The organism is Prochlorococcus marinus str. MIT 9314 (genome assembly GCF_000760035.1).
Lineage (GTDB): Bacteria > Cyanobacteriota > Cyanobacteriia > PCC-6307 > Cyanobiaceae > Prochlorococcus_A > Prochlorococcus_A marinus_B.
In genome coordinates, this window is sequence record NZ_JNAO01000012.1 from 59,974 (window position 1) to 72,658 (window position 12,685).

Here is a 12,685-nt window from a genome sequence, read left to right on the forward strand (position 1 = left end):
TGAGTTACAATTGTACATCATCAAGTACCATAAAATAAAATAAAATAGAAATAAAGGAAATTCTTATGCCATTACTTCTCTCAGGGAAAAAGTTTCATAACGATTTAAAAACTAACAAATGTCTCGCAATATTTGCTCCTCTTGAAGGTGGTTATGAAACTCGTCTTTTGAGGAGAATGAGGGCCAAAGGCTTTAAAACTTTTATAACTTCAGCAAGAGGGCTTGGAGATCCAGAAGTTTTCTTGCTCAAATTGCATGGCGTTAGACCACCTCACCTTGGTCATCAAAGTGTAGGAAGAAACGGAGCGCTTGGGGAAGTTCAACAAGTAATCCCACAAGCTTCTGAGTTATTTAATGAAAATGATAAAAATAGATTACTTTGGTTATTAGAAGGTCAAGTATTATCTCAATCTGAATTAGAAAGCTTAATAGAGATTTGCACTAACGATAATAAACTAAAAATAGTTGTTGAAATGGGGGGTTCAAGAAAACTTGAATGGAAACCATTAAGTAATTATATTTTGGATGAATTTGAAAGTTAAATTGTTTGATTAAAATCAAGAATAAAAAAGATAAATGGATTAAGTTAATTTGTGGTGCCAGTAATGAAGATATTGTTGCCATAGAAGATTTATGTGCAATTTATACTGCTGCTGGTGTCGACTACATAGATGTTGCAGCAGAAGAATCTATAGTTTATGCAGCAAAAAAAGGAATCGATTGGGCAAAAAAAGTCTTTAAAAACTCTCCTGGATTAATGATAAGTATTAGTGATGGTAATGATATCCACTTTCGAAAAGCAAAATTTGATCCTTTAAAATGTCCCCCTAGTTGTCCAAGACCATGCGAAAAAGTATGCCCCACCTTTGCAATTGATAATTTCGGAATTAAAGAGAGTAAATGTTATGGATGTGGAAGATGTTTAAATAGTTGTCCTCTAAATCTAATTAGTGAATATGAATATAATTTGTCAAAAAATGATTTGGCATCAACACTTCAAACAATAAGGCCTAATGCAGTAGAAATTCATACAGAAATCAATCGCCTAGATTCTTTTACAAAAGTTGTAAGTATCCTTAAAAGTTCTGGAATGAAATTAGACAAGATATCTATTAGTTGTGGATTAAATCAATCTTTCAAAAAAGCCCAAGAGCCAGAAGATCTTTTGAAAGCTCTTTGGGAAAGATATGAAATTCTTAATGAGCTAGATATTCCCCTTATTTGGCAACTAGATGGAAGGCCAATGTCTGGAGATCTTGCTCCTACAACAAGTAGAGATGCTGTTAAGTTGTTTGAAAAAATCGGCTCAGATCTTCCACCAGGATTAATTCAATTAGCAGGAGGAACAAATGAAAAAACTCATGAATTGTTGAATTCAAACAATCTCCCAGATGGAATAGCATTTGGAAGTGCTGCAAGAAAAATTATGCAGCCCCTTATTGAATTTGCTCACAAAAATAACAAAAAACTCTATGAGTATCCTGAAAAAATGAGCTTGGCGATCAAAAAAGCTCAGAAATTTCTAGAGCCATGGAAATCGAGCTAATTCAAATAATATTTGTATTTTTCAAAACTAGCGCCATGTTTATAAAAAATTTGTATTTTTTGGATAGAAAAAAATCTTCTCATGTATTAAAATGGTAATTCAATGGGCCGTCGCCAAGTGGTAAGGCATCGGGTTTTGGTCTCGACATTCCTAGGTTCGAATCCTAGCGGCCCAGTTCTAATATTCAATTGGTGTCTTCTCAAAAAATTTTTCTATTTGATTTTGATGGAGTAATAGTTGATGGAATGCAAGAATATTGGCATAGCTCCTTGCTGGCCTGCGAAAGATATTTAAATTCACCCAACATCACTATTGATCAAAAACTTTATCAAGGAGTACCAAATTCTTTCAAAGAAATTAGGCCTTGGGTTAAATATGGTTGGGAAATGATTCTAATTGTTCATGAAATTATAAGAACAGAAAATCCATTAAAAAGTCATAATAAAGAAGATTTCCTTAATAATTATCATCAAAATTGCCAGAGGATATTAAATGAAAATTCCTGGATAGCAGAAGATATACAAAAAATGTTAGATAAGTCTCGCAAGTACCAAATTGATAAAGATTTTAAATCGTGGGTAAATTTACATAAACCTTTTTTTGAAATTATAAATTTTATGAAAGAATTAAACAAAAGAGGAATAAAAACTGGAGTCATAACAACTAAAGGTAAAATATTTGCAGAAAAAATTCTTAAACAATTAAATATTTTTCCAGAATTTATTTTTGGTTATGAATCAGGAACAAAAATCAAAATAGCTGAAGAACTTACACAAACCTATGAAATTTTAGGCTTTATAGAAGATAGAAAAAAAACTCTAGTCGATATTAAACAAAATTCAGAAACTTCTCACATTCCATGCTTCCTAGCTGATTGGGGATATTTGAAGGAATCAGATAAAAATAAGTTAAGTAATGAAATCAAATTATTAAAATTAGGAAACCTTGGAGAATTAGTTGCAATTTGAATATAATCAGCTAGAGTACAGATGTACTATAGTTTGTATTTATGAAGTTTGGTTTAAATAAAAATTTCCAAATTTAGAATAATTACAAGAACTTTAACCGATAAATCAAACAATGAGCCTTGAAGAAAAGAACAAAACTGAATCAAAAGAAAAAGACAAAGCATTAAGTCTTGTCTTAGGTCAAATAGAAAGAAATTTTGGACGAGGTTCAATAATGAGACTTGGTGACGCCTCAAGAATGAAAGTAGAAACAATATCTACTGGAGCGCTCACCTTAGATTTGGCATTAGGAGGAGGCTATCCAAAAGGAAGAGTAGTAGAAGTTTACGGACCAGAAAGTTCAGGAAAAACTACATTAACGCTTCACGCGATTGCGGAAGTTCAAAAAAATGGAGGAGTAGCTGCATTTGTAGATGCTGAGCATGCACTCGATCCAGTTTATGCGGCCTCTTTAGGTGTTGATGTTGAAAATTTGTTAGTTTCACAGCCAGATACTGGTGAAATGGCTCTAGAAATAGTTGACCAACTTATAAGATCGAGTGCGGTAGATCTTGTTGTTGTTGACTCGGTCGCAGCACTAACCCCAAGAGCTGAGATAGAAGGAGAGATGGGAGATCATGTAATTGGAAGCCAAGCAAGGCTAATGAGCCAAGCAATGAGGAAAATAACAGGAAATATTGGCAAATCTGGATGTACGGTAATATTCCTGAATCAATTACGCTTAAAAATTGGAGTTACATACGGCAATCCAGAAACAACCACAGGAGGTAATGCATTAAAATTTTACGCCTCAGTAAGACTTGATATCAGAAGAATTCAAACTCTTAAAAGAGGTACTGAGGAATATGGCATAAGAGCAAAAGTAAAAGTAGCAAAAAACAAAGTTGCACCACCATTTAGAATTGCAGAATTTGATATTCTCTTTGGGAAAGGTATTAGTACAACAGGATGCTTATTAGATTTAGCAGAAGAGACTAATATCATCATAAGGAGAGGTGCTTGGTATAGTTATGAAGGAGAAAATATTGGACAAGGAAGAGATAATACAATTATTTGGCTTGATCAAAACTTAGAAATCAGGAATAAAGTAGAATCTATGGTTAAAGAGAAATTAACAGAAGGAACAGAAGTCAGTTCTAATTCAATGAAAGCATTAAATAGCAATCCTACTAATACAATCGCTGTTAATGATATAAAAACAGTAGCTTAGATTTATAAAGAATCAGCTAAAGTCCACCACCCAGCAGCAGGGCCTATAAATCTCACTACAATCCATAAGATTACTAACCCTCCGATTCCAAACCAACTGGCCTTAATACTTAATTTAATTAGTTTATCTCTTTGATTGATTGTAAAGGGAAGCCATTCAAATAATCTTGGAGACTCATCAATTTTAGTTTTACTATTATTTTTTTTTGGAGGTAAACCAAGTGTTTTACGTCTTTTTGCTTCTCCCATATTTCTTTAGTTATTTACAAAATCATAACCTAATCAAAAGGTAGCATATAGTTAATTTGTTTTGAGGGTTGAATGTTTTGCAAAAGTAATCTTCCCCAATTTCTTTTATTTGCTCTTCCATCTAGGATTATTAACTTACCTGAATTTCTTCTTAAAGGAGAAATAGATCTTTCAAGTTTAATTCTTGCTTGAGGAAGAAAGAAGTCTCTAAACCAATCTTGAGAAAGCTTCTTTTTATGAGAAACAGTAATTGCATTAATGGGTTCTGACATATTCGGAATCGGAAGTAAAGGAATGATAATTTGTTCTGGAATTTGAATTAAATAAGAATTCATAATCCACCAGTCAAAACTAGAGCAAAGGATTTCATTTCTACCTGAGGGAATTGTCTCTAGCAATACTCTCTTCCCGTAAGTAGAAGCTAATTCTGTAGCAAGATTAGTTTTTAAATCAATATCATCAGACAACACTAAAGTTAAACCCTTTCTAAAAAGTATTAACTTTTTGCATTTGTCCAAGATTGAATTGGTAAAAAAAGGATTATTTGGAAGCAACTGTTTAGAGGGTATATATAAAGAAATCTTTTTCTCTTCAAAATTACTCTTAAAATTAATAACCAAGTCAATATCTAAACTATGCTTTTTAAAATACATTTGGAAAAAATTATCTTTTCTCAATGCTGATAAAAAAACAAATTTATTATTTGAAAAAAATTCCTTAATTTGAAAAAGTTCATCTATTGGCTGTAAATACAAATTCCAATCTAAATTTGTATCGTTTAACTTTACCCAGCATGCCCAACCTTGAGATAATGCTTTGTTGACGCTTAAAAATTTATCAGAAAAAAAAGAATTTTCATGAAAAAAGTTTGACAAGAAACTAATTTCTTTTTCATCTAAATTAATATAACTATTTCCTAAGACCTTTCTCAAGAAGAACTTTTTCTTCAACGAATCATATACTTTTATAAATTTTTGATTGATTAATTCAAATTCTTTAAAATTTTTTGTCCAATCCTTTTTAAGTAAAGAAATCCTAAAATGATTTTTTAAATCCTGTTTTATATCCTCAATTCCTGAATAAACTATTCGATGATTTCTAAGATTACGAGAATTGGGATCATTAAGAAAATTTTGGATAGTTATCAAGTGAACATGATGATTTGCAAAAATAAATTGATCATTTTTCAAAATAAAATTAAAACCTAGATTTTTCAATGAATCAATCTGAAATTGGCTTATAAATTGTATTTTTTCTTTAGATAAAATAAAAGTTGAATCCTCTTCCTTTAAAAATAAAGAAATCAAAATTGGAGGTAACCAATCATAGCTAGAGAAAATTTCTGAATTAATTAGATAGGTAGAATCATTTTCAATACATTTGGAAACTATCCTCCCAAAAGAATATATATGCTCCCAATTAATACTTTGATCTCTCAAAAAATTTTTCAAATATTGATGACTTAAAATTTCAAGCATTTATAATTAATTTAATTTCAAAAACATGCAAAATTTATGAACCTAATATACAAAAAATTGGTATCAATAAAAAAGGGTCTTGAATTAATTAATTTATGAAAATTGGAATAGTAGGATTAGGATTAATCGGTGGTTCTTTAGGATTAAAACTCCAAAGTCTAAATCATACAATTTATGGAATAGCAAATAATGAATTTAATGAAAAAAAAGCTAAGGATAAAAAACTTGCAAATTTTGTTAGCTGTGATTTGAACTTATTAAAAAAATGTGAACTAATAATTTTGGCATTGCCTATCAAAGACTTGATCAGTCCGTCGCAACAATTAGTAGCATCAATACCTCAGGAAACCATACTAACTGATGTAGGGTCTGTAAAAGAACCAATTGTAAATACATGGGAAAATTCACATCCTCTATTTATTGGATCTCATCCAATGGCAGGCACAGAAAAAAAAGGAGTTGATTCAGGTTTTGAAGGTCTTTTTAAAAATGCAAAATGGATTATTACCCCAACACAAAATAGTGATTTAAATTCAGTCAGAACTATTTCCCAGCTCATAAAATCAATGGATTGTGAAATTTGCCAAGCTTCGCCAAAAGAGCATGATGAAGCAGTATCTCTAATTTCTCATTTGCCTATATTTTTAGCTTCTGCCCTCATAGAAACTGCGCAAACAAAAAATAATCAATCTTTATTAGATCTCTCGCAAAAATTAGCTGCTACAGGATTTGCTGACACTTCGAGAGTTGGCGGAGGCAATGAACAACTTGGCCTAGATTTAGCTATTAATAATCAGATTAATGTTTTAAATTCCATAAATAATTTTAAAAATAAGCTGAATATACTGGAATCTCTTATTAAAGAAAAAAATTGGGATTTACTTTCAAAAAAACTTGCTGAAGCAAAAGAAAACAGACAAAAATTTATAAACTAAAATTTTCTATACCTTTGGAAGCTAAAATTTGCCTTGAAACCATTAATGCAGACTGACTAACACCTGCAGTCCCCTCTCCTGGATAAATAGAATCTCCACATAACCATAAACCTTCAAAAGGTGTCCTACTTGATAATCCAAATAAACCAAAAATATCTGGATTTTGACCAAGCCCGCCTACTATTCCATTAGGTCTTTTTGTCCATTTTTCAAAGCCCAATGGAGTTGCTAATTCTCTGTGTAGCCATTTTTCAGGATCAATATCAAATTGACTTTCCAATTCAAGGGATATTTTTTTCATGAAACCATTTTTTTTCTTTAAGTAAGTTTGTTTATCTAGATCAAACCAATCTTTAGTTTTGGTAAAGATACTGGCAATTAAAGTAACCTCACCTTTTGGCGCTCTTCCATCACCATCATCACTAATTGATACAAATAACGAACAAAATTCTTTTGAAACAAATTGATAATGATTGGAGAATGTTTTTTTAATATGTTCCTTTTTTAATGCTGAGTAAAAAACTACAGCTCCACTTGGATCAGGCAAATTATTAAGTCGATTTTTATAATTTTTTTTTCTGTCTAAAGGATCTTTCAAATGCTTGAGCAAGGATTGTGGAGGTGCGGTATAAATCACATCTTTTGCTTGATAAATAAATGAATTTTTTTTCGAATTAGCAGATATTTGCCAATACATATTTACGTCGTCAAAAGTTATAGAATTAACTTCTTGTCCAAAAATTAAATTAACTCCAGTTTTAATTAATGAACTTTCTAATGATTCACTTAAAGACTGCATAGATTTTTTAAGATGCCACAGACCATGTGGCTGTTGACACATCTGAAGAACAGTAGATCCATATAATGCTGCAGTACTATAAACGTCCTCTTGAGAATAAAGTTTTAGTTGAAGATTTAAGAATTTAATCAAGCGCTCATTCTTGGATAATCCACATATCCGCAATAGATCAAAAATAGTAGATTTAAGTAAGATACCTGTGACAAGGTTTGAAGGTACTAGTGCTTTGAGAAGTTGAGAAAAATCCCAAAAATTACTTATTGGTAATACAGGATTATTATTAGCAAATATCCAATTACTTTCATGTATTAGGGTACAAAGCTTCCAAAATCTTTGACTCCCAGGAAACTGCATTTCTCGTTCAGCAATCCATTTACTTTTTTCATACCAAATAGGTATAGGATTACCACCATCATTTAAATCAACAATGCAAGCAGGGTCTAAAATTGTAGCTTCTGGGGATGGAATATCTAAAAAATCAAAAATTCTAGAATGTATTCCTCCCTTCTCTAAACCAGCAACCTGAGTTGCGCCAACATCGAAAGTATAATTCTTTCTTTTAAAAGTACCGGCACATCCTCCGGCTTGAGTATGAGATTCGATTAAAGTCACAGATAATCCTTGTTTTGATAAAATCGCTGCAGAAGTTAGTCCTGCTATACCGGCGCCTACAACAATAACTTCAGACTTTTTCATTAAGATGCAAAAATTATCTCCTATTGAAATTAACGAAATTTGTGAAGAATTAGGTGAAACCTATCCAAAAAGTATTGAACAAGTACATGGTGGCGATATTCATAATGCATGGCGAATAGAATTCTCAAACAAAAAGTTATTCCTTAAAAGAAACATTAGAAACAAAAAATTTCTTAAATTTGAAAAATATTGTCTCCAAAATTTGAGAAAATACATTAATCAAGAAAACTTAGTTATTCCTGAAGTTATTGCATATAAAAATATAAAAAATATAGAGATTCTTTTAATTGAATGGATAGATATGCATAACTTTGACCAAAAAAAGCTTGGAAAAGGTTTAGGTGAATTGCACTTGAAATCAGCTGAATCTAACCCCAAAATGTTTGGGTTTCCAGTTGAGGGTTTTATCGGAACAACAGATCAGAAAAAAGGCTTGGAAGATAATTGGATAGATTGTTTTTTAAACTTAAGGATAATACCTCAATTATTAAGTCTTAAATCGAGAATTTTAGATAAAGAAACTATAAATAAAGTTAAAGAAAAAATTAAATCAGAATTGCTGAATCACAAACCAATAAATACTCTAGTTCATGGTGATTTATGGTCAGGCAATGCAGGAATGGACAAAAATGGGAAGGGGGTTATATTTGACCCTGCATCTTGGTGGGCAGATAATGAAGTAGATATAGCTATGACAAAACTATTTGGAGGTTTTAGAAAAGAATTTTATGAAGAATACCATAGAATTTTTCCTATAAAAAAAGGATTTGAAAAAAGAATTATTATTTATAATTTTTATCACATATTGAATCACGCCAATATGTTTGGAGGAGGGTACATAAACCAAGTTGAAGATTACATAAAAGCAATTCTTAATATGTAATCTTTAACTAACCTAAATATGTCTTCTTAAGATTTTGTACCTTATCTAGAACAGCTTCACGATTTTCACTGGTACGAAGATTTTGCCAGCTCCATTGACCGACAACAATGACCCCTAGCAGTTCAAGTAAACCAGGAATAATTGGAAAAAAGTTTATCGTATCAATGACGACTTTAATTATTATCTGAGCTATTACGACAACAGCAATTATGCCTGCCGCCTTGCCGTACTTGCCCATTTGAGTCCAATCAACATTACCAAGGGTTTCGTTGACTTTTCCCATAACATCAGAGTACTTCTCTGAAAAACTTTTGGTTTCTGAGCTTGTATCGGAGCCGGAGTCTTGGTTTGACTCTGGAGTGTTATCACTCATGAATTCAGTAAACTTAATATATGAACCAGACAGTATCGGAAAAAACGTCTATTGACTACCTTTTTGTTGTGCAAAATTCCGAACCGAAACATTTTGTATTTTTTGAGAGGCCTTGGTATATATGCTTTCTGAAGATATTTAAACTTAAAATTGATTTATAAAAACTTCACATTATGATCTAGTTCTAACAAAAACATTAATAAATCAGAGTAATAAGAAAAATTTAAAAGTCTAAAATTTTTATTTTAATTATTATATTTTCATAGTTTATCTCGCAAAAATTAAAGGATTTCAATGTCCAAAGATATAAAATTTAATTTCTTAAACTCTGATGAAGAAGAAAGATATCAAAAACATTTGACCCTCAAAGAGATAGGTTATGAAGGCCAACTAAATCTTAAAAACAGCTCAGTATTATGCATTGGAGCAGGTGGGCTTGGTTCTTCTGTTTTGCTTTATCTAGCTGCAGCAGGAATTGGGAGAATTGGAATAGTTGATAACGATCAAGTTGAAAAGTCTAATCTCCAGAGACAGATAATTCATGAAACAAATACTATTGGTAATCTTAAAATTGATTCTGCTCGGGAAAGAATTAAAAAATTCAATCCTAATTGTGAAATATTAACCTTTTCAGAGAGAATTAATCCTAAAAATGCTCTTGGATTAATAAAGGAGTTTGATGTTATTTGTGATTGCTCGGATAACTTTGGCACAAGATATTTAATAAATGATTCATGCCTGATATTAAAAAAACCCCTAGTCTTTGGAAGTGTACAAGGCTTTGAAGGGCAAGTAAGTGTTTTCAATTTATATAAAAATAGTCCTAATTTAAGAGACTTACTTCCAGAATCACCTATAAAAAATGCTGTACCTAGTTGTGCAGAATACGGGGTAGTAGGTGTTTCAACTGGTTTAATAGGAATTCTTCAGGTAAATGAAATTATCAAAATCATTTTGAAAAAAGGTGAAATTTTAGATGGGAAAATTTTAATTTTTGATCTTTTTAATATGAATATAAAAAAATTACATCTAAAAAGTGATCAGTTAAATAAACGAATAAAAAATCTGTCTCAGTTTAAGAGCTTTTATAATAATGATGAATATTGCGGGAAAAACTATGAAATTAAAAGTATTAATGCTAATGACTTTAATAGTTTATACAAAGCAAAACCTAACAAAATTCTTTTAATTGATGTTAGAGAAAATGAAGAGTTTTCTAAATCCGCAATAGAGGGATCTATCTCAATTCCCCTGAGTCATTTGAAGCAAGAATCTGACTTAAAATTTATTCAAAAAGAAAGTTTGAATAAAGAGGTTTTCACTATATGTCAATCGGGGAAACGCTCTGAAAAAGCTTCAAGAATCTTGTCTAAATTCAAAATTCAGTCAAGATCTATTGAAGGCGGCATTGAAAAAATAAAAAAATATTGTGCAAATAATTTTTTAAGAATAAGTTAGTAATCAACTCCTCTTTTTAAATCAACTCCCACATTTGCATAATGCTTATGACAAACCATTTCAGAGTAAACATCAGCTAATTCAAAGTATGAAGGTTCATTTTTACACCTCCCAGTAATTACAACTTCTGTATCTGCTGGTTTTTTTAAGAGCGTTTGATGTATTGATTCCACAGGTAACAACTCTAAATCAACAGTTGGATTCAATTCATCTAAAATGATTGTTTTATACAAGCCAGACAAAATAGCAGCTTTTGCAATTTCCCATGCTCTTTCAGCCTCAACATAATCAATTGGTTGTTGTTGACCTCTCCATACGATGGCATCTCTGCCTGAACGCAAATGATCTACTAAATGAGGGTAACTCTCTCTCAAAGCTTCTATGGCAGCATCTTCGGTATATCCATTTCCACCTTTTAACCACTGTAATATTAAAACTCTATGGCTTTTATCTTGAGAAATTCCTTTACCAATAGCTTGAAGAGCCTTACCGAGTGCACTTGTGGATTTACCCTTTCCTTCACCTGTATAAATCTCAATTCCACCACTAGAACTACTTTGTTTGGATAGTTCTGATAAGTCTCCTATAAAACGTGGTCTCATTTCTGAGTGGAGTTGAGATATTCTTACCAAAGAGGGTGGGGCTGCCCTTCCAGTAATAATTATTTCTAATCCATCTGGACGATTTTGCAGAGTATCAACTACTTCATTGATATCAAGCATTCCTAAATCAAGAACTGGATTTAACTCATCTAGTACAACTACAGAATAAAGAGAACTAGCAATTGCTCCTTTAGCAATATTCCAACCTCTTTCGGCCTCACCAATATCAAACTTTGTAACTTGGTCAGCAGTGAAAAATTCGGATCTTCCTGTCCTTACATGGTCAATTAAATGTGGAAAGCCTCTTTGTAAAGCCTCTATAGCTGAATCCTCGTCATATGGTCTCTCAGGGCCTTTTAAAAATCTTAGAAGTAAAACTCTTGACTGTCTTTTTTCGCATATTCCTAATCCTATTGTCCTGAGAACTACTCCCAAGGCAGCCTGACTTTTCCCCTTACCCTCTCCATCATAAATATGTAATTGACCTTTTGATCTCTCTTGACTGTCACTTGCTGTGACAATACCAATTCCACTATTTCTACTCGTATTCGTCAATTGAACAAAATTAGTAAATTTAATCTAAGATATAGATAAGAATATTATTAAATATTTAATAATAAATTCAACCTATTCATAGGTAATTTGAATTTTAAAGTAATTAGCATGTTCAATCAACTAGAAATTCTCTCTGATGAACAAAGTGAAAAGCTTTATACAATTAGAAGATACATTAAGAATCTCGATAGTGTTTGTATTGCTTATTCCGGAGGAGTTGACAGTACATTAGTAGCATCATTAGCATTCGAGCAATTAGGCAGCAAAGCAATTGCCGTAACTGGAATTTCTCCTGCATTAGCCACTACTCTTCGTGAAGAAGCAAGAAGGCAAGCAAAATGGATTGGAGTAAAGCATGTAGAGATTAAAACATCAGAATTAGACCAATCAAGTTACAGTGAAAATCCTAAGGATAGGTGCTTTGCATGTAAAAAAGAGCTCCACAAACATACAACCTACCTCTCTAAAAAACTTAATTACAAGATAGTTTTAGATGGAGTCAATCTGGATGACCTTAAAGATTACAGACCAGGTATACAAGCCTCAAAACAAGCAGGAGTTATCTCTCCCCTTGCAAAATTTAAAGTCTCAAAACAAGACATTAGGGATATATCAAGAGCATTGGGTTTTCCTTGGTGGGATAAACCTGCTCAACCTTGTTTATCATCAAGATTTCCTTATGGCCATGAAATAACTAGTGAAAGGCTAAAAATGGTTGAGAAAGCAGAAGAATATCTTAAAGAATGTGGAATATCGGAGGTTAGAGTTAGATGCCAAGGCTCAACTGCCAGAATAGAAATTCCCCAAGATGAATTAAAGCATTTTTTTAACAAATATAATTTTCGTGAGTTAGTTCAATATTTTTCTAATTTAGGATTTAATTGCACAAGTTTAGATCTTGAGGGACTTGTAAGCGGAAAATTAAATAGGTAAA

The 12,685-nt window shown here is 31.7% G+C and carries 13 protein-coding genes and 1 tRNA gene; 9 read left to right on the forward strand and 5 right to left on the reverse strand.

From position 1 onward, the window contains the following. Positions 1 to 65: 65 nt before the first annotated feature. The 5 genes from ndhN (at position 66) to recA (ending at position 3,724) form a co-directional block, all read left to right on the forward strand. Positions 66 to 542, forward strand: coding sequence for an NAD(P)H-quinone oxidoreductase subunit N (gene ndhN, locus EU98_RS02765; RefSeq protein WP_032516075.1), 477 nt, complete (start codon positions 66 to 68; stop codon positions 540 to 542). 5 nt (positions 543 to 547) lie between these two features. Further along, on the forward strand, positions 548 to 1,546 hold the full coding sequence (locus tag EU98_RS02760) for an LdpA C-terminal domain-containing domain (protein WP_032516076.1): 999 nt from the start codon (positions 548 to 550) through the stop codon (positions 1,544 to 1,546). Positions 1,547 to 1,649: 103 nt separating this feature from the next. Next, positions 1,650 to 1,721 (forward strand) — tRNA-Gln (locus tag EU98_RS02755). 16 nt (positions 1,722 to 1,737) lie between these two features. Continuing rightward, positions 1,738 to 2,514: an HAD family hydrolase gene (locus tag EU98_RS02750; protein ID WP_032516228.1), complete on the forward strand. Its 777-nt coding sequence runs from the start codon at positions 1,738 to 1,740 to the stop codon at positions 2,512 to 2,514. Positions 2,515 to 2,626: 112 nt separating this feature from the next. After that, the gene (gene recA, locus EU98_RS02745) at positions 2,627 to 3,724 is read left to right on the forward strand and encodes a recombinase RecA (protein WP_032516077.1); all 1,098 of its coding nucleotides are present in this window, start codon (positions 2,627 to 2,629) and stop codon (positions 3,722 to 3,724) included. A gap of 2 nt (positions 3,725 to 3,726) precedes the next feature. Here the strand turns inward: recA and EU98_RS02740 are convergent, their stop codons facing one another. Both EU98_RS02740 and EU98_RS02735 read right to left on the reverse strand, forming a co-directional pair. After that, positions 3,727 to 3,972, reverse strand: coding sequence for a DUF2839 domain-containing protein (locus EU98_RS02740; RefSeq protein WP_032516078.1), 246 nt, complete (start codon positions 3,970 to 3,972; stop codon positions 3,727 to 3,729). 29 nt (positions 3,973 to 4,001) lie between these two features. Continuing rightward, positions 4,002 to 5,450, reverse strand: coding sequence for a DNA helicase (locus tag EU98_RS02735; protein ID WP_032516079.1), 1,449 nt, complete (start codon positions 5,448 to 5,450; stop codon positions 4,002 to 4,004). 95 nt (positions 5,451 to 5,545) lie between these two features. On the opposite strand from EU98_RS02735, the gene EU98_RS02730 reads away from it, so the two are divergent. Further along, positions 5,546 to 6,385 carry a prephenate/arogenate dehydrogenase gene (locus EU98_RS02730; protein WP_032516080.1) on the forward strand — a complete coding sequence of 280 codons (840 nt, stop codon included), beginning with the start codon at positions 5,546 to 5,548 and terminating at the stop codon, positions 6,383 to 6,385. Here EU98_RS02730 and crtD read toward each other — a convergent pair. Next, positions 6,375 to 7,880, reverse strand: a complete 1,506-nt coding sequence (gene crtD, locus EU98_RS02725) for a C-3',4' desaturase CrtD (RefSeq protein WP_032516081.1) — start codon at positions 7,878 to 7,880, stop codon at positions 6,375 to 6,377. The two genes, EU98_RS02730 and crtD, sit on opposite strands and share 11 nt — an antisense overlap. A gap of 4 nt (positions 7,881 to 7,884) precedes the next feature. On the opposite strand from crtD, the gene EU98_RS02720 reads away from it, so the two are divergent. Continuing rightward, the gene (locus EU98_RS02720; protein WP_032516082.1) at positions 7,885 to 8,763 is read left to right on the forward strand and encodes a fructosamine kinase family protein; all 879 of its coding nucleotides are present in this window, start codon (positions 7,885 to 7,887) and stop codon (positions 8,761 to 8,763) included. 7 nt (positions 8,764 to 8,770) lie between these two features. Here the strand turns inward: EU98_RS02720 and EU98_RS02715 are convergent, their stop codons facing one another. Further along, positions 8,771 to 9,136 carry a CAAD domain-containing protein gene (locus tag EU98_RS02715; protein ID WP_032516083.1) on the reverse strand — a complete coding sequence of 122 codons (366 nt, stop codon included), beginning with the start codon at positions 9,134 to 9,136 and terminating at the stop codon, positions 8,771 to 8,773. A gap of 294 nt (positions 9,137 to 9,430) precedes the next feature. On the opposite strand from EU98_RS02715, the gene moeB reads away from it, so the two are divergent. Beyond that, a complete protein-coding gene (moeB, locus tag EU98_RS02710) occupies positions 9,431 to 10,594 on the forward strand; it encodes a molybdopterin-synthase adenylyltransferase MoeB (protein ID WP_032516084.1) in 1,164 nt (387 codons plus the stop codon). Here the strand turns inward: moeB and EU98_RS02705 are convergent. Next, positions 10,591 to 11,751 (reverse strand): cob(I)yrinic acid a,c-diamide adenosyltransferase, encoded by a 1,161-nt coding sequence (locus EU98_RS02705; protein WP_032516085.1) that lies wholly within the window; start codon positions 11,749 to 11,751, stop codon positions 10,591 to 10,593. The two genes, moeB and EU98_RS02705, sit on opposite strands and share 4 nt — an antisense overlap. 108 nt (positions 11,752 to 11,859) lie before the next feature. On the opposite strand from EU98_RS02705, the gene larE reads away from it, so the two are divergent. Beyond that, complete coding sequence (gene larE / locus EU98_RS02700) at positions 11,860 to 12,684, forward strand: ATP-dependent sacrificial sulfur transferase LarE (protein ID WP_032516086.1); 825 nt, start codon at positions 11,860 to 11,862, stop codon at positions 12,682 to 12,684. The last annotated feature ends 1 nt before the right edge of the window (position 12,685 follow it).